11 protein-coding genes and 5 pseudogenes are annotated in these 22,511 nt (G+C 45.1%); 10 read left to right on the top strand and 6 right to left on the bottom strand.

The annotated features are described in order from the left end of the window. The first annotated feature begins 22 nt into the window (after positions 1 to 22). The gene (locus UA76_RS09280; RefSeq protein WP_047045237.1) at positions 23 to 1,156 is read left to right on the top strand and encodes a ribosomal protein uL16 3-hydroxylase; all 1,134 of its coding nucleotides are present in this window, start codon (positions 23 to 25) and stop codon (positions 1,154 to 1,156) included. A gap of 79 nt (positions 1,157 to 1,235) precedes the next feature. Here the strand turns inward: UA76_RS09280 and UA76_RS09275 are convergent. Continuing rightward, a pseudogene (locus UA76_RS09275) lies at positions 1,236 to 3,355 on the bottom strand (methyl-accepting chemotaxis protein). A gap of 298 nt (positions 3,356 to 3,653) precedes the next feature. Here UA76_RS09275 and xthA point away from each other — a divergent pair. Beyond that, on the top strand, positions 3,654 to 4,460 hold the full coding sequence (xthA, locus tag UA76_RS09270) for an exodeoxyribonuclease III (RefSeq protein ID WP_047045234.1): 807 nt from the start codon (positions 3,654 to 3,656) through the stop codon (positions 4,458 to 4,460). A 90-nt stretch (positions 4,461 to 4,550) separates the two neighbouring features. Here xthA and UA76_RS09265 read toward each other — a convergent pair whose 3' ends face one another. The 4 genes from UA76_RS09265 to UA76_RS09250 all read right to left on the bottom strand — a co-directional run bounded on the left by UA76_RS09265 (position 4,551) and on the right by UA76_RS09250 (position 7,719). Next, on the bottom strand, positions 4,551 to 5,228 hold the full coding sequence (locus tag UA76_RS09265) for an ABC transporter permease (protein WP_047045267.1): 678 nt from the start codon (positions 5,226 to 5,228) through the stop codon (positions 4,551 to 4,553). 3 nt (positions 5,229 to 5,231) lie between these two features. Continuing rightward, positions 5,232 to 5,972, bottom strand: a complete 741-nt coding sequence (locus UA76_RS09260) for an ABC transporter permease (RefSeq protein ID WP_047045232.1) — start codon at positions 5,970 to 5,972, stop codon at positions 5,232 to 5,234. Between the two features lie 115 nt (positions 5,973 to 6,087). Beyond that, positions 6,088 to 6,858 carry an ABC transporter substrate-binding protein gene (locus UA76_RS09255; protein ID WP_337588524.1) on the bottom strand — a complete coding sequence of 257 codons (771 nt, stop codon included), beginning with the start codon at positions 6,856 to 6,858 and terminating at the stop codon, positions 6,088 to 6,090. Between the two features lie 90 nt (positions 6,859 to 6,948). Then, positions 6,949 to 7,719 (bottom strand): ABC transporter ATP-binding protein, encoded by a 771-nt coding sequence (locus UA76_RS09250; protein WP_047045228.1) that lies wholly within the window; start codon positions 7,717 to 7,719, stop codon positions 6,949 to 6,951. A gap of 637 nt (positions 7,720 to 8,356) precedes the next feature. On the opposite strand from UA76_RS09250, the pseudogene UA76_RS09245 reads away from it, so the two are divergent. From UA76_RS09245 to UA76_RS09235, 3 genes and pseudogenes are all read left to right on the top strand, one after another. Next, positions 8,357 to 9,903, top strand: a pseudogene (locus tag UA76_RS09245) (DUF3360 family protein). A gap of 280 nt (positions 9,904 to 10,183) precedes the next feature. Next, complete coding sequence (gene pflB / locus UA76_RS09240) at positions 10,184 to 12,460, top strand: formate C-acetyltransferase (RefSeq protein WP_047045225.1); 2,277 nt, start codon at positions 10,184 to 10,186, stop codon at positions 12,458 to 12,460. 209 nt (positions 12,461 to 12,669) lie between these two features. After that, positions 12,670 to 13,649 (top strand): annotated as a pseudogene (locus UA76_RS09235) (lipid A deacylase LpxR family protein). A 12-nt stretch (positions 13,650 to 13,661) separates the two neighbouring features. Here UA76_RS09235 and UA76_RS09230 read toward each other — a convergent pair. Further along, positions 13,662 to 15,540 (bottom strand): annotated as a pseudogene (locus UA76_RS09230) (methyl-accepting chemotaxis protein). 218 nt (positions 15,541 to 15,758) lie between these two features. Between UA76_RS09230 and pflA the strand changes: the two are divergent. The 5 genes and pseudogenes from pflA to UA76_RS09205 all read left to right on the top strand — a co-directional run bounded on the left by pflA (position 15,759) and on the right by UA76_RS09205 (position 22,473). Beyond that, positions 15,759 to 16,499 (top strand): pyruvate formate lyase 1-activating protein, encoded by a 741-nt coding sequence (gene pflA / locus UA76_RS09225; protein WP_047045222.1) that lies wholly within the window; start codon positions 15,759 to 15,761, stop codon positions 16,497 to 16,499. Between the two features lie 261 nt (positions 16,500 to 16,760). Further along, positions 16,761 to 17,261 carry a YfbU family protein gene (locus UA76_RS09220; RefSeq protein ID WP_047045219.1) on the top strand — a complete coding sequence of 167 codons (501 nt, stop codon included), beginning with the start codon at positions 16,761 to 16,763 and terminating at the stop codon, positions 17,259 to 17,261. 345 nt (positions 17,262 to 17,606) lie between these two features. Beyond that, positions 17,607 to 19,541: a PrkA family serine protein kinase gene (locus UA76_RS09215; protein WP_047045217.1), complete on the top strand. Its 1,935-nt coding sequence runs from the start codon at positions 17,607 to 17,609 to the stop codon at positions 19,539 to 19,541. Positions 19,542 to 19,645: 104 nt separating this feature from the next. Continuing rightward, positions 19,646 to 20,916, top strand: a pseudogene (locus UA76_RS09210) (YeaH/YhbH family protein). Between the two features lie 9 nt (positions 20,917 to 20,925). Next, on the top strand, positions 20,926 to 22,473 hold the full coding sequence (locus UA76_RS09205; RefSeq protein WP_047045214.1) for a SpoVR family protein: 1,548 nt from the start codon (positions 20,926 to 20,928) through the stop codon (positions 22,471 to 22,473). Positions 22,474 to 22,511: the final 38 nt, after the last annotated feature.

The raw sequence follows: 22,511 nt of genomic DNA, 5'->3' as shown, positions 1-22,511 counted from the left end.
ACACTTCCATAAGCTGTTTTCTATGTATCAATTTACCTTTTCCCTGCCTGAATTCGTTCAACAATACTGGCATAAGCAACCTACCATCATTAAAGGAGGGTTTGAGCAGTTCATCGACCCGATCTCTCCAGAAGAGATCGCTGGCTTATCGATGGAAGAAGAAATCGACTCCCGCTTTGTCTCGAACTTAAATGATGAGTGGAACGCAGAGCATGGTCCGTTTGATGCAACGCTATTTGACAACTTAACGTCATCTCACTGGCAACTGATCATCCAAGCTGCCAATCACTGGCATCAAGGTGTGGCATCGATAGCAGAACCCTTTAAAGGCCTACCACAATGGTTGTTTGATGACGTTATGGTCTGCTACTCAGTAGAAGGGGGCGGCGTGGGTCCTCATATTGATCAATACGATGTGTTCATTGTGCAGGGACAAGGCAAAAGACGCTGGAAGGTGGGCGCAAAAGACAATGGTCAGTATGTCGAGAACCATAGAACCGAAGCGTTGCGCCAAATCGAAGGCTTCGACCCTATCATCGATCAAGTGCTTGAGCCAGGGGATATCCTTTACATCCCACCCGGCTTTCCTCATGAAGGAAACACGCTTGAGCCAAGCCTCAGTTATTCAGTCGGTTATCGCTCGCCGAAAGAGCAAGAACTGCTCAGCAATTTTGCCGACTTTATCCTCGCTCACGATCTAGGTGACACCCATCTGCATGCACCCGATACGCAAGCTCAAAGTGAGCATGGTCAAATCAAAACTCAGGATTTGAACAAACTCGAAAGCATGCTGAGGTCGCTACTCAACGACCGAGCAACGGTTGAAGACTTTATGGGTGCGTTATTGAGTCAGTCTCGGCATCAGCTTGATATCATGCCTCTCGACGAGCCATGGGAAACGGATGAATTGGCAGCTTGGCTGCTAGACGGCGGCGTGTTGCACAAGGTATCTGGGTTAAGAGCGCTTTATCACCAGTCTCTACCGACGATGGCTTACATCAATGGTGAAACATTCAAAGTTGCCGCAGAACAGACTTGCTTAGTTGTTAGCCTGTGCGATACGGATAAAATTCGTTACGATGAAGATTACGATAGCGCGTCTCTCTCGCTCATCACTGAACTCGTCAACAAGGGCTACTGGTATAGCGAAGAGTAATCGACACACTTGCAACAGTGCTAGAACTAAAAAGGCAAGCCGAGGCTTGCCTTTGTTGTTTCTGCTTTCTTAATTTGCTTTAAGACACTTTAAACTGCTGAACCAATACTTTTTGGCGAGATGAGAGTTTCTCAATTTGCTGACTCACCGATTCAGACTCTCCTGCTTGTTCAAGGATCTTAGCACTTAAATCACGGATATTAGCAACACTTTGGTTAACCTCACCCGACACAGCTTGCTGCTCCTCCGCTGCGCGAACAATCTGAGAGTTCATATCATTAATCGCCGAGATAGACTCAAAGATATTGTTCAGCTGTTCAACTGCCTCTTTGACTTGCTGCGCAGAGCCGTTCGCTAATACGTTGCCCTCTTGAATTGCATCCACAACATCTTGAGTGCCGCTTTGCACCTTCTCGATGACTTCACGGATTTGGCCAACAGAGTCCTGCGTACGACTCGCAAGGTTTCGCACTTCATCAGCTACCACGGCAAAGCCACGACCTTGCTCTCCTGCGCGCGCCGCTTCTATCGCCGCGTTCAATGCTAGCAGGTTAGTTTGCTCAGACACTCCTTCGATTTCCGTTAAGATATCAGTAATGTTGGCGTTGTTTTTCGCAAGCTCTTGGACCACAGGAACAGCGTGAGTCATACGATCAACAAGATTCATCATCTCTAACTCAGAACGTTCGATAACTTCACGTCCAGCGTTGGCAGCCTGATTAGCCTCACCCGCCGCGTTCACGGCTACTTCGGCATTCTGCACCACTAAGCTCGCCTCTGCGTCATCTCTTCCGATGCCGTTGCGACTAAATCTACCTCTTTAAACTGAGACTCACTGCTGCTTCGCGTTTCAACTGCTGCGACTTTTGACTGATTAGTGGTAGCGGCCACTTGAAGAGTGGTATCCACCACCTCTGAAATCGTTTTCTGCAGTTTATCTAAAAACAGGTTAAAGCCCTTAGCGAGCTGCCCCACTTCATCTTGGTTACGAATTTCAATTCGCTGCGTTAAATCCCCCTCACCGGAGGCAATATCGTCTAAACGCGAAACCACTTCACGAATTGGATTGACAATACTTCTCGCCAGTAGAGCAATCAAAGCCAAACCAACGATGACGAAAGCACTACCCGCAAGCAGCTCTGTTCTCACCGCGGATCTTACGTGCTCACCAATCACATCGTCTAACGCTTGAGAGTCGGCAAGTACCGCAGACTTTGGTATCTCAAAAATAACGCCCCAGGTCTGATTGGCCACCATGATAGGCGCAAATACCGTCATCCAATTTCCGTCTTCCGTCCATTGTGTGGAGACCGCTTGCCCAAACAACAGATCCGTAATCTGGTTGTCACCCAATCTATCGCTTGTGAAAGGTTGGCCAAGTGGCAACTCACCATTGTCACTGGCGATCAAAGAGCCGTCTTGGCTAATGATAAAGGCGTGGCCTACTCCATCAAACAGGGTTTGATCCGACTCTTGGGCGATAGCAATAAGCGAATTCAAATTAAGGTCGATACCAAAAAAGCCGATACTCTCACCTTCCACCACGATTGGCACAGATATCGACGTAGAAAGAAACTGATTATCACCTTGAGTATTGATACGCGGAGACGAAACACAGTTACCACCACTCGCAATTGGGCAAAAGAAACGTTCGCTGTCATGATCTGCACTGATCCTCGCTTCCGACAAAACGTTGGCAATAACGTTTTCACCATTTGCCGCGGTTATCCAATAAGGCGCGAATCGGCCAATTTCATTCGAACCCACATAATCAGCGTTTTTATAGTTAGAGTCTTCGGAGTCGAGCATGTTTGGCTCGAATACCATGTAAGCACCCACTACCGTATCAAACTGCAAAACGGTTCGGCGCACCATTTCATCCAGTGCTGTACGAAGCTCTTCGCTAGAACCAAAATTTTCTTCAGTATTGGTTTTGTAGAACAACGCATTAGTCGCGGCCATTTCAGCGCGATACGTTGCTTCGTTGAGGTATTCAGCGACTTCTGTCGCGTTTAATAATGCTTGCGTTTGCAGCAGTTGGGTCGACATGTCAATCACGGACTCAGACGTCTGAGCTTTGATCATGTGCTGATTTCCAACGGCGTTGTAAACGGAAAAGCCAACAAGAGAGAGTGACGTGATAAGTAGGCAAAGGCCTGCTAATAGAGTAATTTTCCACTGTACGGAAAGGGTTCGCATACTACATCCTTATAAGTAGACAAACGGTACATTTGTTATTTTTGGTTCCAATGACTTACTGAGAAGAAACCACAGTAATCATCGTTAATTATGTATACACCTGACCTAATGATTAGAGCATAATTTGTTAATAGATCAATCACTAGATGACACAAATCTTAACATTTGCATCAAACCTAGTAAAAAATCTCGCCTTAGACTTTGTTGGCCTTGTGATAGCACTCTGGCGTGATAACATCGTTTTTCTTCTCAATATAAAAAGCACTCAATACAAAGCATTCAATAGAAAGGACATTCAATGAAAGTCATCAGCTTTAACATAAACGGCCTACGTGCGCGTTTACACCAATTGCAAGCTCTCATCGACAAACACCAGCCAGACGTTATTGGCCTACAAGAGATCAAGGTTCACGATGAGGCGTTTCCGATAGAAGATGTTGAAGCAATGGGGTACAAGGTTTACTTTCATGGCCAAAAAGCGCATTACGGCGTTGCAATGCTTTGTAAACAAGAACCTATCTCTGTGCAAAAAGGTTTCCCAACCGATAATGAAGATCATCAAAAGCGCATGATTATGGCGACTTTCGAAGATGAGTCTGGCGAAAAGGTAACGGTGTTAAATGGCTACTTCCCTCAAGGTGATAACATCAGTCACGAGACGAAATTCCCATACAAAGAGCAGTTCTACAAAGACCTCATGACTTACCTGAATGACTACCATACCAATAACGAACAGGTCATTGTCATGGGTGATATTAACATCAGCCCTATCGATGCCGACATTGGTATTGGCGAGCCAAACCGTAAGCGTTGGCTAAAAACAGGTAAATGTTCATTCCAACCGATTGAACGCGAGTGGCTGAAAACCTTGATGGACTGGGGCTTTGAAGACACCTTCCGTCGCCTTCACCCAGACGTTACCGATCAGTATTCATGGTTTGATTACCGCTCTCGCGGCTTCGATGATAACCGTGGCCTGCGCATTGACGTTGTTCTTGCTACACCCTCACTCGCCAGCAAGTGCACGGAAGCGGGCATTGACTACGAACTGCGTGGTATTGAAAAGCCTTCGGATCACGCTCCGATTTGGTCAACGTTTAAATAAGCTTTGTCCGAAATGCAAAAAGGCTTCCGAATGGAAGCCTTTTTAGTTTTGATTAGCCGCAACTAAGAAAAGTGCCGCCTATTGTCATCTCTAGCTCAATGGCTTGAGGTACGCCAAGAATTTCTTCTCTGCCTGCTTGAAGCACGCAAGAATAATAAAGGTTAGTGCCATATAGAACAGGCCTGCTGTCAGGAAAGACTCGAATGGTGCGTAGTAACGAGAGTTCACCAAACGTGCCGCACCTGTTAGGTCCATAATTGTAACGATACCGGCTACCGCACTGCCGTGAAGCATGAAAATCACTTCATTACTGTAAGCTGGAAGTGCCCGTCTCAATGCACTTGGTAAAACGATGCGCTGATACGTTTTCCAAGGGCTCATACCATAAGCTTTCGCCGCTTCTACCTCGCCAGATGGCAAGCCATTAATTGCACCACGAATAATTTCAGCCGTATAAGCGGAAGTGTTTAATACAAATGCCACTAACGCACAGAACCAAGCATTTTCCCATAGGGTGTCTTTAACGGGGAAAAATTGGTCCATGCCATAATAAATCAGATAAAGCTGAACCAACAGTGGCGTGCCACGGAAGAAATAAATGAACGCCCATGAAGGCCCCATGATCAAATAATTACGGCTGTTTCGTGCAATCGCCAATGGAATCGCAACCGCCAAGCCGATAATAAGTGCTAGGCCAACCAGCCAAGCTGTCGTCCACAATCCATCGAGGTAGATTGGGAAGCTTTCTACAACTAGAGAAAAGTCCATCATCTACCTCGCATGAATACTGAATTTGCGCTCAACGAGTTTAAGTAAACCTGTTGAAACACTGGTGAAGAAAAGGAAGATAATGGCAACCGCCATGTAGAAGGTAAATGGCATTTTTGTTGAACCAGCAGCCAAAGAACTGACTCGCACCATATCTTCAAGGCCGATTATCGAAACCAGCGCCGTAGTTTTTAACAATACCAACCAGTTATTGCCGAACCCCGGCAAAGCATGACGAATCATTTGCGGGAGCAAAATGCGTCTAAAGGCCAAGACTGAGCTCATCCCGTATGCTTTCGCGGCTTCAAGCTCACCTTTGTCTACGGCCATGATCGCTCCACGGAAGGTTTCCGCCATGTAAGCGCCAAAGATAAATCCGATAGTTAGCACACCCGCAACAAATGGACTGACATCAATATAGTCAGGTAAGTAAGACGTCCATTCGTGATCAGGGTTGCTTGAAGCGAACCACTCATTGAGCCATTCGTTCGTTGAATAAAGACTGTTGTTGAGCAATATCTGCCCACCAAAGAAGATAAGCATCATCAGAACGAGGTCTGGTATGCCACGAATAATGGTTGTGTAAAGCGTTGCAATTGCGCGCGCCCAACGATATGGCGCCAATTTAGCTAGTGCTCCCAGCATTCCTAGAACCATAGCCAGTAGCAGCGATAATAACGCTACCTCTATGGTTAGCACGGCTCCCTTCAATATGGAAGCTTCGTATCCTTGTAAATCCAGCATAATTTTTCCCAACAGAACTGCTTATGTGTTGGTGAATATCAACCCCGAAGACTGCTATTCGACGTTGATATTGAGAGATAATGAGAGAGACATAAAGTCTCTCTCATTTATACGATTATTGACCGTATACGTCGTAGTTAAAGTACTTAGCTGCGATCTCTTGGTAAATACCTTTTTCGCGTAAAGCAAGAATCGCAGCGTCTAGTTGCTTAGTCAGATCTTTGTCTTGCTTACGAACCGCAATACCAAAGCCTTCACCAAACCACTTAGGGTCAGTCAGAGAAGGACCAACAAACTCGTACGCTTCACCGCCTGCTTTATTAAGCACACCTTCTTCTAGAGCTGAGGCATCGCCAAGTACCGTCGCGATACGACCGTTAGCAAGATCTAGGTAAGCTTCGTCAAATGAACCGTAGCGAACCACTTCAACCGACTTACCGTAGTTGTCTGTTAGGTACTTGTCATGAGTCGTTGCACGTTGAACACCCACTTTTACGCCATCAAGGTTGTCAAAGTCGATGTTTGCGCCTTTCTTAGCAATGAAGTTGTTCGGGATTAGAGCGTATTTACCAGTGAAATCTACGCGCTTTTTACGCTCTTCAGTGATAGACATCGCTGCGATGATGGCATCGTACTTGCGAGCTAGAAGTGAAGGAATGATGCCATCCCAATCTTGAGGAACGATTTTACATTCTACTTTCATCTCTTCACATAGCGCGTTAGCCATGTCAACGTCGAAACCTTTTAGTGAGCCATCCGCTTCAGTCCAGCTAAATGGAGGGTAAGCACCTTCGATACCAAAGCGAACTGTTTTCCATTCTTTCGCTTGAGCCATACCTGTAACTGCAGTTGCAGCAATTGTCGCTGCCAATAACCACTTTTTCATTTCCATACTCCTGTGATTGAAATATTATATTTTTCTATAGTGTTGTGTTTAGACGAGTAGAGGCCCTACTCAATAAAGACAGTTGCCTCTCTAATAGATAGAAGAGATAAACTGTTGTAATCGTTCTGACTCTGGGTTCTTAAATAGCTTAGCTGGATCGCCCTGTTCTTCCACTAATCCTTGATGCAAAAACATCACGTGGTTAGAAACATCGCGAGCAAATGCCATTTCGTGCGTCACCACAAGCATAGTTCTACCTTCTTCCGCGAGGTCACGCATTACACCTAACACCTCGCCTACCAGCTCAGGGTCAAGTGCCGATGTCGGTTCGTCGAACAGCATCACTTCTGGATCGACCGCGAGCGCGCGTGCAATTGCCGCACGTTGTTGCTGACCACCAGACAGATGACCTGGGTAATAGTCACGACGCTCATACAAGCCAACTTTCTTAAGTAGCATCTCTGCGTTTTCGATAGCTTGAGCTTTAGGGACACCCAGTACATGGACAGGAGCCTCAATAACGTTTTCTAGAACCGTCATATGAGACCAAAGATTGAATCCTTGAAAAACCATCGCAAGGCGTGAACGGATACGCTGTACTTGCTTTTCGTTGGCAGGGACGGCTTCCCCTGCGCGGTTGTTTTTCATTTGGATAAGTTCACCGTTTACCCAGATCTCTCCAGCGGTTGGAGTTTCTAGTAGGTTAATGCAGCGAAGAAAAGTACTCTTGCCGGAGCCGGAAGAGCCAATGATAGAGATAACGTCGCCTTTGTGCGCCTCTAATGAGATGCCTTTTAGGACTTCGTTTTGACCAAACGTTTTATGCAGTTCTTTTATGTCCAGCGCTGGTACATCTTTCATGCGCTACTACTCCCTGTTTTATTATAACTGCCGGGTTCCACCCTGAATTCGATACAAACTAGCACTCCAAATCGAAACATGCAACAAATGATTAACCTGCATTTAGCGTATAGCTAGTGATTTTATATGACTATAAATTCATTATATAGCGAATTAATCTTCAAACTTTGCATAAAAACCAATTGAAGAGATAAATGCATTGTAACAATGTAGTTAACAAAATTATAAAAACCTGACCTATCTCAATATTTGGATTTTATTTAAAATAGTTATGCTCGATTTCGGTGCATATATCTAATTAACATCAAGTTTTGTAAATTAATTTCTACTATTTTGCTTTCCTATACAAAGTTTGTATGCAATGTGTAGTTTTCTTTCACACTCTGTAATAAAGTGATCGAGATCAATCACTATTGAATTAGGTCACGTTAAACTCGCCAACATAGACAAAAGGCCAGATCAGGGCTTATTTGTTCTTTCGTAATTGTCTATTATTAAGCACGAAAACAACGAGCTACATCAGACAACGGACAACACCGCAGGAAGCGGACTAATAGAATTTTAAAGTTATCGCCAGTGCCTCGGCCATTGACTTACGATAACAGCAGAATGACTAACTTTTTAATATGAGGAATCTATGTCAGACGCAGTAAATAAAGCGCATTCTTCTTCAGATATCGAAACGAAAAGCTATAAAGAGCTTCATCGTCCGGCATCTGAGTTCGAAAGCCGCTCTGATTATCTGGACCACGAACTGCAAATCATGAAGCCACGTCGCTTCGGTTTGAACTTACCTGGTCGCGACTTCCGCTTCGAACTCGAAGATCTTGTACCAGCGCTAGCAGGTACTATTGGTATTATCGCGATGTACTCAGCGGTAATGATGTCTTGGGCAGATGGTTTAACTGCAGCATGGGATCACGTAGAGCTTGGTAAAGAGTTCGCGATTGAAGTTGCTCGTGTTGAAATGCTTATCCCTGCACTTCTGTTCTGTATCTTAGCCTCTGGTTTCTTTAACCCGAGAGCTAACCTTGCTGGTAACCACGGCCCGATGATCCCTCTGATTGGTTCTATCGCGCTTGCAGGTGCTCACCCTCTTGCTCTTGCTATCCTTCTTGGTGTATTCGGCCTGCTATTGAGTTACTTCAAAGGTGGCTCCAAACTGGTGAACCTCACCTCTGAAGGTACTGCCGGTGGCCTCTTAATATTCCTAGGTTTTACCGGTGTAATGAGCCAAATCGGTTCAATCCAAGCTTGGGCAACGGGCCTTCAGTCTTCTGAAGTTGCAGCGGGCAGCATGGGTTACGTTGGCCTAGTCGTTCTTGGCATCAACATCGCTATCTATGCTTACCTTGCGAAAATCAACAAACGTTGGCTAGCAATCCCAGTGTGTGCTATCACCGGTCTGATCATCGCACTAGCATTGGGCGCAGGTTTCGATCTTAAGTTCGAAACTGAGATGGGCCTACCAAACCTAAACCCAGTTTACTGGTGGGGTAGCACTGAACAAGGTTGGATGCTTGGTCTTCCTAACCTAGAGCACTTCATTGCATCACTACCGTTTGCAATCCTTGCAGTAGCAATGTGGTCGCCTGACTTCCTAGGTCACCGTATCTTCCAAGAACTAAACTACCCACGTAAGACTGAAAAAGTACTGATGGACGTTGATGACACAATGACTATGTGTTCTTTCCGTCAAATGGTTGGTACTGCGGTAGGTGGTGGTAACATCACTTCTTCTTGGGGTACGTACATGATTCCAGCAGCGATTGCGAAACGTCCGATCCTGCGGGTGCTATCCTCCTGGGTACTTTCTGTATTATCGTTGCTATTCTTGGTTTCCCAATGGATGTTGCGGTATGGCCACCAGTAATGCGTATCGCGCTACTTGTTGGTGTATTCCTTCCTCTACTTGAAGCGGGTATGCAAATGGTTAAAGATACGAAAGACTCTCAAGCTGCAGGTATCTGTATCTTTGCTTCTGTAGTAGCTAACCCAGTTCTAGCGTGGGCACTCACCATGTTCCTAGACAACAACGGTCTAATCGGTGACAAAGAGCGTGCATCACGCCTATCGTTCCTAGATAAGATTGTGATCCCAGTGGGTGTATTTGTTATCTGTCTAGTCGCAATGCTTGCAGTTGGCATGCTAGAAAGCCAGTATGGTCTAAAAGCCTGGCTATAAACTAAACTTTTGTTGGGGTGGCAGTCATTGTCACCCCATTTTTATTATCATTTTTTAGCATTTATTGATTTAGTTTAATGTTTGCAAAAAAAATTGAGTGTACTATTGAAATGTAGGTAGCCGATACCCACATTATATTTAGTGACAATTTCTATAGTGCGTTGCTATGGTTTAGCGACTATACATATTGTTATTAATTGATTGTACTGCTCCCATCTGGGATAGCTGGCTCAACGGCGAAAACAGTACGTGTTTTTACTACTAAAAAGGTAGGTATGTCATGGCAGAGCAATTTGCTAAAGCTTGGGAAGGTTTTGCTGAAGGTGATTGGCAAAACGAAGTAAACGTTCGTGATTTCATTCAGAAGAACTACACGCCGTATGAAGGCGACGAGTCTTTCCTAGTTTCTGAAGGTACTGAAGCAACAAATGTACTTTGGGCTAAAGTAATGGAAGGCATCAAGCAGGAAAACAGCACTCACGCTCCTGTTGATTTCGATACTTCTGTTATCTCTACCATCACTTCTCACGATGCTGGTTACATCAACAAAGATCTTGAGACTATCGTAGGTCTACAAACTGAAGCTCCGCTTAAGCGTGCAATCATGCCAAACGGCGGTGTACGTATGATCGAAGGTTCTTGTAAAGCATACGGCCGTACTCTAGATCCTCAAGTTTCTAAGATCTACTCTGAGTACCGTAAAACACACAACCAAGGTGTTTTCGATGTTTACTCTCCTGATATCCTAAAATGTCGTAAGTCTGGTGTTCTAACTGGTCTTCCAGATGCATACGGCCGTGGCCGTATCATCGGTGACTACCGTCGTGTAGCACTGTACGGTGTAGACTTCCTAATGAAGGACAAAGTTGCTCAGTTCCACTCTACTCAAGAGAAACTAGAAGCTGGCGACGATCTACAAATGACTATGCAGCTGCGTGAAGAGCTTCAAGAGCAACACCGCGCACTAGGTCAATTGAAAGAAATGGCAGCTTCTTACGGCTTCGACATTTCTGGTCCTGCGACGACTGCACAAGAAGCAATCCAGTGGACTTACTTCGGTTACTTAGCGGCTGTTAAATCTCAAAACGGCGCGGCTATGTCTCTAGGTCGTACTTCTACTTTCCTAGACGTATACGTTGAGCGTGATATCGCTGCTGGCATCATCACTGAAGAACAAGCTCAGGAAATGATCGACCACTTCGTAATGAAGCTACGTATGGTTCGCTTCCTACGTACTCCTGAGTACGATGAGCTATTCTCTGGCGACCCAATCTGGGCAACAGAATCTATGGGTGGTATGGGTGTTGACGGTCGTACTCTTGTAACACGTACGAACTTCCGTTTCCTAAACACACTATACACTATGGGTCCTTCTCCAGAGCCAAACATCACTGTTCTTTGGTCTGAGCAGCTACCTGACGGCTTCAAGAAGTTCTGTGCGAAAGTATCTATCGATACTTCTTCTATCCAGTACGAGAACGACGACCTAATGCGTCCAGATTTCGACAACGATGACTACGCTATCGCTTGTTGTGTATCTCCAATGGTTATCGGTAAGCACATGCAGTTCTTCGGCGCTCGTGCAAACCTAGCTAAGACTCTACTTTACGTTATCAACGGCGGTGTAGATGAGAAGCTTAAGATCCAAGTTGGTCCTAAGACTGAAGCAATGACTGACGAAGTTCTAGACTTCGACAAAGTTTGGGCTGGTCTAGACAACTTCATGGATTGGCTAGCTAAGCAATACGTAACTGCGCTAAACGCAATCCACTACTCTCACGACAAGTACAGCTACGAAGCAGCGCTTATGGCTCTACACGACCGTGACGTACGTCGTACAATGGCTTGTGGTATCGCTGGTCTGTCTGTTGCAGCAGACTCTCTATCTGCAATCAAGTACGGTACAGTTAAGCCAATCCGTGACGAAGACGGCATCGCGATCGACTTCGACATCTCTGGCGACTACCCGAAATTTGGTAACAACGACGCTCGTGTTGATGACATGGCTTGTGAACTTGTTACTATCTTCATGAACAAGATCCGTAAACTTAAGACTTACCGTGATGCAGTACCTACACAGTCTATCCTGACTATCACTTCAAACGTGGTATACGGTAAGAAGACGGGTACTACACCAGATGGTCGTAAAGCAGGTGCTCCATTCGCTCCAGGTGCAAACCCAATGCACGGTCGCGATGAGAAAGGTGCAGTAGCATCTCTAACATCTGTAGGTAAACTGCCGTTTGCTGACGCGAAAGATGGTATCTCTTACACGTTCTCTATCGTTCCTAACGCTCTAGGTAAAGAAGAGAACTCACAGCGTGCTAACCTTGCAGGTCTAATGGATGGTTACTTCCACCACGAGACTGGCATCGAAGGTGGTCAGCACCTAAACGTGAACGTTCTAAACCGCGAAACTCTAGAAGACGCAGTTAAGAACCCTGAGAAGTACCCTCAGCTAACAATCCGTGTATCTGGTTACGCTGTACGCTTTAACTCTCTAACTGCAGAGCAGCAAAAAGACGTAATCGCACGTACTTTCACTGAATCTCTATAATCTAGATTTTTAATTTGAAATTTGAAGCCCCGTTTATGCGGGGCTTTTTTATGTCTGCTCAAAGGTACAAATAGGCGCGACAAAAAATCTGTGGTACAAATACTGCATAGAAATATTGATCTTTACTGTTGTCCTAACCTGATGTGCTGCTAATACTTACTATAACAATATAAGCATTTGGCACCGCTCCGCTATGTAGTAAATAATATATGAAACTAGTTCGCTTACTTCCGCTGTTACTTCTTACCTCGCCTGCCTTGGCGTCTGAAAAGTCCACTTGGGTTTTCAGTCTAGATAACGATGGGCTTTTTGGCGTCGACAAAGACTATACCAATGGTCTATTTCTCTCGTACACGTCAGGAGCAGTGTCTCCTAATTGGCTAACCAAACCTTTAAGTTTATCCATTTGGGGCGCAGCCTCTCTAGACAAATACGAAATCGTCATTGGCCATAAAATGTATACGCCTGACGACATCGAAGCGGACTACCCACTTGAAAACAACCGCCCTTATGCTGGTTATCTGCATACCGAGCTCAGCTACATCAGTCTTCACCCTCAACAGGCCCAACGCTTTACCGCCACTATAGGGACAACGGGTGAAAACTCTCTAGCCGACCAAGCACAAAACCTCGTTCACAGTATTACCGGCTCGGATGATCCTAATGGCTGGGAATACCAAATAGAGGACAAAATTGTTGGTGGAATTGGCTACCTTGGCCACTTTAATTGCTTCGCCAAAATACCTACATGGGTACTGAGTGGGAAGTGTCTAATGTCAGTGAAGTTAACGTAGGTAACTTCAGAAGTGATATCTCAACAGGTTTGATGCTGCGCTGGGGTGCCGATCTTGGTGGTAACATGGGTGCCGCCAACATTGATAACGAAAATCCGTTTAGGCCGGGGATGATTGGTGCTTCACGCACAGGCTGGTTTGTTTATTCCGGAATCGAAGCTCGTTACCGCTTCAACGATATTACCATTGAAGGATATCGACCGAACTTGCCGGATCCAAAAGAACCGTATGATGTGACGTTAGATAATGTCCAAGCGACAGCCGTTCTTGGCGTTGCTTGGTACAACGACTATGTGGGGGCTTCATTTGCTACCACGATTAAAACCCCAGATTATAAAGAAGCCCCAGATTCCTATTACGGAACCGGGGGCATCACGTTCTACGCTTTCTTCTAAATCTTCTATTGCTTAGATTTTAAAACGCTGGCAATCCGAACTTAAGCTGCTTGAGCGACGGTCAACAATTTGACTTGTCGCTCTGAGTTGCTCGCTATTTTCTTCCAGTTCTTGCATCGAGCTTGATATCTGAATCATGCTATCAGCCATAGATTGACTGGTTGTCGCCAGCTCTTTAATTGAAGTAAAGATTACCTCTGTTTGGTGAGCAGCTTCATCGGCTTTCTCGGTTATTTGCTGCAGCGCTTCTTTTGCTTCATGCCCTTTTTCTTTACCCGCCACCATAGATTGCTCAGACTTACCGATATATTGAATCACCTCCGCACTCTCTTGTTTCATAGTATCAATCGTTCCAGAAATCTCAGAAATCGCATCCACAGTGCGTACCGCTAAGCTTCGCACTTCATCAGCCACAACGGCAAAACCTCGCCCTTGCTCACCAGCCCTTGCCGCCTCGATCGCCGCATTCAAGGCCAGCAAGTTGGTTTGTTCCGCAATGCCATTGATGATTTCCATTACCGAATCCACTTTGGACGATGCCTCTTCGAGCTGATTAATATGCCCCGCTGCTGAGGTTAGGATCTCCGCAACCTCTTCCAGTGAGCCAATTGCAGAGGTAATGATTTTTCCACCCTCCTCCGCAGCTTGCGTCGACGATTGACTGATCTCGGCCACAAACTCCAGAGAGTTCGAGACTTCTTGGGTTGTCACACTCACTTCTTCTGTGGCTGAAGCCAGCAGCTGAGTTTGGCCCAGTACTTCTGACTGGCTGTGCATCAACCTATCTAAGCCACTATTAAGTTCCGTTGCATCACCAGCGAGAGCTTGGCTACTTTGCTGAACACCGGACACAAGGTCACCCAAATTTTGACAGCTTTGATTAATCGTCTCTGCGAGCTGATTAAACTCGTCATTTTTGTTGTTCGACAAAGCCATCCGTTGCGACAAATCGCCTTTTTCCATATCTTTTAGAACATCACCCGTTTGCTTGAGCGCCTTAGTTAAGGTCGCACTCATGGTAATGAAAATCGCAATGGTGAATATCGCAAGCACTGCGCAAGCAATCAAAACCGACCATTGGATCTGACCACTGCTACTTTTAGCCGAAGCTTCAAACTCTGAAGAAATAGCACGAAGCTCTTCTGTCGCCAGTTGGATACCCTGCATAATCATCTGCTCGCTTTGCAGAAACTCCACTTCAATTGCACCAAGCTGGCTCGACAGTTCACTCACCCGCGCGAACGTCGATTTGAACTGCTCGATCTCTTTTTCGTAGAGATCCAACATGGCGTAAGTATTCGACATGTTAACAAATCCCGCCATCGCTCGATTAAATAGCTTTAGGTTGTCTTCGTTTGGCAACAGCAGATAGTTTTGCTGCGCTTTTATCATGGCCTGAAAATCAGAATTAAGGGTCACCATGCCGGTTTCTTCAATCTTCTTTTCAATGGTTGCTGCAATTTGTTTCAACTCCCCAAGCTTTCCGTCATCTACGTTGAACCCTAGCTCAGATAGTAAATCCAACCAAGCAATACGGCCGATTCAAACTGCTCAGCACTTTGCGTCAATGTTTGAGCTTGAGCATTGAGCCCTAGCTGATTGAGAAATCCAATATCGCGGTCAATATCGACTCTAATTGCGGCAAGGTCCGTTTTCGCTTTCTCAACCGTCTCCCCCGTCAAGTGATCTAACCCAGATGTAAATGAGAGCAGTTTCGCCTGTGTTTGATAAATAGAGATAGAACCTGTCGCGACTTCGCCACTGGCAGAATATTGAAGCCCCACATCCCTAATGTTATTGAATGTGAACGCCCCAAAGCAATGAACCCAAGAGACAAGATAACGAGAAAAGCAGTAAATTTCTGCTTTTGAGATAGAGCAAGCACATCCATGATGGACCCCTTAATCATCAATCGATGACAATAATGCGATAACGTAATTTTGTATTAATAGTTTTGTTAATAACAATTTTATAACATAATAAAACAATGCATAAATAGTTTTCGCACATCTGGTATTTTCTTACGGTCTATAAGGGCTTATCCCTGTATATAAAGGGCATTTTGTAATAAACTAACCAACAACTTTCCCCCTTATAAGAGAAGAGCTCATGTCAACTACTGGTCGAATTCATTCATTTGAATCTTGTGGTACCGTCGATGGACCGGGTATTCGCTTTATTGTGTTTATGCAAGGCTGCTTAATGCGTTGTAAGTACTGTCACAACCGCGATACTTGGGACCCACATGGGGGCAAAGAGGTGTCCGTTGAAGAGATCATCAACGACGCGAAATCTTACCGCCACTTTATGAATGCATCTGGCGGCGGCGTTACCTGTTCGGGTGGTGAGGCCATGCTTCAGCCTGAATTCGTTCGCGATTTTTTCCGCGCGGCAAAAGCAGAAGGCATCCACACTTGTTTAGATACCAATGGCTACATTCGTAAACATACCGACGTTGTTGATGAAGTCTTAGAGTCAACCGACCTTGTCATGCTCGATCTCAAACATATGAAAGATGAAATCCACCAAGATTTCATTGGTGTTGCTAATCACCGTGTTCTCGACTTTGCTCGTTACCTTCATAAGATCGGCCAAAAAACTTGGATTCGTTATGTGGTTGTTCCGGGTTACACCGACGACCCAGAAGCAGCTCATATGTTGGGCGAGTTCATTAAAGATATGGACAACATCGAGAAAGTAGAGCTTTTGCCTTATCACAAGCTCGGCGCTCACAAATGGGAAGCCTTGGGTTACGATTACCCGCTGGAAGGAGTGAACCCACCATCGAAAGAAACGATGGATGGTATCGTTGAGATCCTAGAGCAGTATCACTCAAACGTGAAATACTAAAAACGTTCGTTTTTCTAGAAACCAGCTTCGGCTGGTTTTTTTGTGCAACTTTTTTTTGCGAAGAGTTTGCCCAATCTAGAACACTGGTAAAGATTGTTGCTTTTTCATTCGCTATCTCATCCTTGTTATTCACATTGAAATAATCAAGCGCTACATTAGCCAAACAATTTACCTATCCCTGTGGTCAGATCATGTTTCAAAGCCACAAAAAACGCTAACCTTATCACAGTAAAACAACAAAAGAATTTAGTGAGGCCTTCCATGGAAATGACAAATGCACAACGCCTAATTTTGTCTAACCAATACAACCTAATGGCACAAATGGATCCAGCAAATGCTGCCAAATACCAACGCCTACAGACTATCGTTGAGCGTGGTTATGAGCTGCAAATGCGTGAGCTAAACAAAGATTTCGGCTGTCTAGTTGAAGACGAATGTCGTGAAATCATCGATATCATGGAAATGTACCATGCAATGCAAGAGTCAAATAAGATGCTTGCTGAAGACGAGCAAAAGCAAGTCGATCAACGTCGCCTAACTTTCCTAGGTTTCGATATTGCCACTGAAGCGCAATACGTTAACTACGTGCGCTTCCTTGTGGATTCTGAAGGTCTATACCCTCAGTTCGATAAAGGTGACCATCACTTCAACAGCCAGATGCCAATGCTTGAAAAGTACCGCCGCATGCACACAACTTGGCGCAACTGCCCACGCCAATACCACTTATGTGCAACGGAGCTGACTCAAATTTTCAATGCTTAATCATTTATAGATGGTTTGAAAGGGAGCGACTCGCTCCCTTTTTTATTGTCGTCAATCCCCATTCCAGCCCTTGAACTGCCAACAAACAACGCTTAAAACCATTAGTTAACTAAGGATTTCTACCCAACCACTAGCGTAAAATCAATCGCTGATACAAGAAAAAAATCTCCCCTATTTGCGCTTCTGTGATCGAATCTCAAAACTCATTTCTTTCTACTACATTATGTAAATAAACACATAATTGTTAAGCAAAATTCCAAATAACAACTAATCTTATATTGAGAATGGAATTGTAAATCTATGCGGGTTGATAGTCATTTTGACAGGTTCAGAGGGGATTTCAGTATGAGTATTTTTGACCACTTCCAAGCGCGCTACGAAGCATCCAAGGATGAAGAGCTATCGCTTCAAGATTTTTTATCACTTTGTAAAGATGACAAAAGTGCCTACGCAAACGCTGCCGAAAGACTGCTGATGGCAATTGGTGAGCCCGAAGTCGTAGACACGGCTCTTGATCCGACACTGAGTCGGATCTTCTCAAACAGAGTGATTTCTCGTTATAAAACATTTAAAGATTTCTACGGTATGGAAGACGCGATTGAACAGATCGTTTCGTACCTTAAACACGCCGCTCAAGGTCTAGAAGAGCGCAAACAGATCCTTTATTTACTCGGCCCTGTAGGTGGTGGTAAATCCTCATTGGCTGAAAAACTCAAAGCGCTAATGCAACAAGTACCTATTTACGTGCTGTCTGCTAATGGTGAGCGCAGCCCTGTTAACGACCACCCATTCTGCCTGTTCGACGTAGACGAAGACGGTGAGGTACTCAAACAAGAGTACGGCATTGAAAAACGTTACTTACGTTCCATCATGTCGCCGTGGGCTGCTAAACGACTGCATGAATTTGGTGGTGATATTTCCAAGTTCCGAGTCGTCAAGGTACGACCGTCTATCCTAGACCAAGTAGCGATCGCGAAAACAGAGCCAGGTGACGAGAACAACCAAGACATCTCATCACTTGTCGGTAAAGTCGATATTCGCCAGCTTGAACACTTCTCCCAAGACGATCCAGATGCGTACAGCTACTCAGGTGCACTGTGTAAAGCGAACCAAGGTTTGATGGAATTCGTAGAGATGTTCAAAGCCCCTATCAAGGTGCTGCACCCTCTTTTAACCGCAACGCAGGAAGGTAACTTCAACGGAACCGAAGGGCTATCTGCATTGCCATTCGACGGTATGATTTTGGCGCACTCAAACGAATCAGAGTGGCAAACCTTCCGTAACAACAAAAACAATGAGGCTTTCCTCGATCGTGTTTACATCGTGAAAGTGCCTTACTGTTTACGTGTTTCTGAAGAAGTGAAGATTTACCAAAAACTACTCGAACATTCAGAGCTATCGAAAGCGCCATGTTCACCGAGCACACTCGATTTGCTTGCTCAGTTCAGTATTTTGTCTCGACTAAAAGAGCCAGAGAACTCCTCACTATTTTCTAAAATGCGTGTTTATGATGGTGAAACACTTAAAGACACTGACCCGAAAGCGAAGAGCTATCAAGAGTATCGCGATTATGCGGGCGTTGATGAGGGTATGTCCGGTCTCTCCACTCGTTTCGCGTTTAAGATTCTGTCGCGAGTCTTTAACTTTGACCAAACCGAAGTGGCCGCTAACCCTGTTCACCTCTTCTATGTCATCGAGCAGCAGGTAGAACGTGAGCAATTCCCGCAAGAACAAGCTGAGAAATACCTAGAATACCTCAAAGGTTATCTGGTGCCGCGATACGTCGAATTCATTGGTAAAGAGATTCAAACCGCTTATCTGGAGTCCTACTCAGAATACGGTCAGAACATCTTTGATCGCTATGTCACCTACGCGGATTTCTGGATTCAAGACCAAGAGTATCGCGATCCAGAAACAGGCCAGCTATTTGACCGTGCCTCTCTAAACAATGAGCTAGAGAAAATCGAGAAGACAGCTGGTATCAGCAACCCTAAAGATTTCCGTAATGAAATCGTTAACTTTGTACTTCGTGCTAAAGCCAACAACAATGGTCAAAATCCAGTTTGGACGAGCTACGAAAAACTCCGCACTGTTATCGAGAAGAAAATGTTCTCGAATACAGAAGAACTGCTTCCTGTTATTTCCTTTAATGCGAAAACCTCGTCTGAAGACCAGAAGAAACACGACGACTTTGTTGCTCGCATGATGGAGAAGGGCTACACCGAGAAGCAAGTGCGATTGCTATCTGAGTGGTATTTACGCGTTCGTAAATCCTCTTAACGCAAGCGACCAAAGCCCAAATAGCGCTGCCCTTACGCAGTCAAACCCTACCGCCTCACGCGGTAGGTGTTTGGGTGATGTGAAGTTTTCATAAGGAGGAACTTATGGCGCAATTTATCGACCGACGACTGAACGGCAAAAATAAAAGTGCGGTAAACAGACAACGTTTTCTCCGCCGTCATAAAGAACAAATCAAAGAATCTGTTGCAGATGCAGTAAACCGCCGCTCGATTACTAATACTGAGTCTGGTGAAGATGTCGCAATTCCACATCGTGACATTAAAGAGCCTGTATTTCACCAAGGTAAAGGCGGGGTTAAAGAACGCGTACATCCTGGTAACGACCAGTTCATTCGAGGTGACAAAATTGATCGTCCGAAAGGTGGTGGCCAAGGTGGTGGAGCGGGTGAAGGTGAAGCAAGCCTGATGGCGAAGGGCAAGATGAATTTGTATTCCAAATCTCTAAGGATGAGTATCTCGACATTCTTTTCGAAGACCTAGAGCTTCCCAACTTAGAAAAGAATCAAATCAACAAAATAACCGAATGGAAAACCCATAGAGCGGGCTATCAAACCGCAGGGATCCCGTCCAATATCGCAATTGTTCGTTCACTACAGCAATCGCTCGCGAGACGAACCGCAATGACGGCGGGTAAGAAACGCGCGCTGAACGAACTTGAAGAAGAGCTCGAACGAATTAAAAACCAAGAGCCAGCTCAGGCACTTGAAGAACAGCGAATTAAGAAAGAAATTGAAGAGTTACGCAGCCGAATCGACAGTGTGCCTTTTATTGACTCATTCGACTTGCGCTTTAAAAACTATGAGCGCCGTCCAATACCTTCCAGCCAAGCTGTCATGTTCTGTTTGATGGATGTATCGGGTTCGATGGACCAAGCAACCAAAGACATAGCCAAGCGTTTTTACGTGCTGTTGTATCTGTTCTTAACGCGAACCTATGAAAATGTTGATGTGGTGTTCATTCGCCACCATACCCAAGCAAAAGAGGTCGACGAACACGAGTTTTTCTACTCACAGGAAACCGGTGGCACCATTGTTTCAAGCGCACTCAAGTTAATGGATGAGATTGTCAAAGATCGTTACCCGCTGGCGGAATGGAACATCTATGCTGCGCAAGCTTCCGACGGTGATAACTGGGCTGACGACTCTCCTCGCTGTAAAGAGCTGTTGGTTAATCAGCTATTACCTGCTTGCCAATATTACTCTTATATCGAGATCACCCGACGCTCTCATCAAACCCTTTGGCACGAGTACGAAAAACTCGAGCAAGCTTTCGATAACTTCGCGATGAAGAATATCCGATCCGTAGATGACATATTCCCTGTGTTCAGGGAGCTGTTTCAAAAAGAAACTGCATAGGGAGACGTTATGACTACAAAGACGACGAAACCAAAAGCGAAATCTAACAGCAAATTGTTGCCCGATGGGCCAGACTGGACGTTTGATCTACTAGAGCGCTATCACAAAGAGATCAAACGGGTGGCTAACCATTATCGTTTGGACACCTACCCTAACCAGATCGAAGTGATCACTTCCGAGCAGATGATGGATGCTTATTCCAGTATAGGTATGCCGATTAATTACAATCATTGGTCATTTGGTAAAAAGTTCATTCAAACTGAGCAGGGTTATAAACATGGCCAAATGGGACTGGCCTACGAAATCGTCATTAATTCAGACCCGTGTATCGCGTACCTAATGGAAGAAAACACTGTGACCATGCAAGCATTAGTGATTGCCCACGCTTGTTATGGCCACAATTCCTTCTTTAAAGGTAACTATCTATTCCAAACCTGGACCGATGCCAGCTCGATTATCGACTATCTGCTGTTTGCTAAGAAATACATTGCAGAATGTGAACAGAAGTATGGCGAATCAGAGGTCGAGGAGCTGCTCGATTCTTGCCACGCACTAATGAATTATGGCGTAGATAGATACAAACGTCCTGAAAAGATCTCGATTGCAGAGGAAACCGCACGCCAAGAAGAGCGAGAGGCGTATCTTCAATCTCAAGTCAATGAGCTGTGGCGAACCGTTCCTCAGTCTAAAACCAAGGAAGAGGATATTAAAGTTCGATTCCCCTCGGAGCCTCAAGAGAACATTCTCTACTTCATTGAAAAACACGCGCCCTTACTCGAGCCTTGGCAGCGTGAGATAGTACGTATCGTGCGTAAAATAAGCCAATACTTCTACCCCCAAAAGCAGACACAAGTGATGAATGAGGGCTGGGCGACCTTCTGGCACTATACGATTCTAAATCACCTTTATGACGAAGGAATCGTCTCTGATAAGTTCATTCTTGAATTCTTACACAGCCACACTAGTGTGGTCGCGCAACCGCCCTACAATAGCCCCTATTTCAGTGGTATTAACCCCTATGCATTAGGCTTTGCTATGTTCCGCGACATCAAAAGAATTTGTGAAGAACCCACCGACGAGGATAAAGAGTGGTTCCCTGATTTGGCCGGCACTGACTGGCTAGATGCCCTTCATTTTGCGATGCATAACTTCAAAGATGAAAGTTTTATCAGCCAGTACTTGTCACCTAAGTTGATGCGCGACTTTAAACTGTTCTCTATCGTCGATGATGACAGAAAGAACTTCATCGAAGTCAGTGCGATTCACGATGATATGGGGTATCGCGCTATCCGAGAGAAACTCGCCGCGCAGTACAACCTCAGTAACCTAGAGCCTAATATTCAGGTATTTAATGTGGATGTACGTGGCGATCGTTCGCTCACCCTTCAATACATTCCACAAGATCGCATTCCGTTAGCTGATAGCCATGAGGAAGTAATGAAGCATCTCTATCGCCTGTGGGGCTTCGATGTCATTCTAGAAGAAGTAAAAGAGACAGGCCGTCGGGAGATACTCTCTACCTGTCCTAAGCGAAATGACTATGACGCTAAAATATAGGTCATAGATGATAGAAACTAAAAAGGCTCCCATGATGC

Origin of the sequence: Vibrio mexicanus (assembly GCF_001012815.1) — a bacterium.
Classification (GTDB): Bacteria; Pseudomonadota; Gammaproteobacteria; order Enterobacterales; family Vibrionaceae; genus Vibrio; species Vibrio mexicanus.
This window is presented reverse-complemented; position numbering and strand designations above follow the sequence as displayed.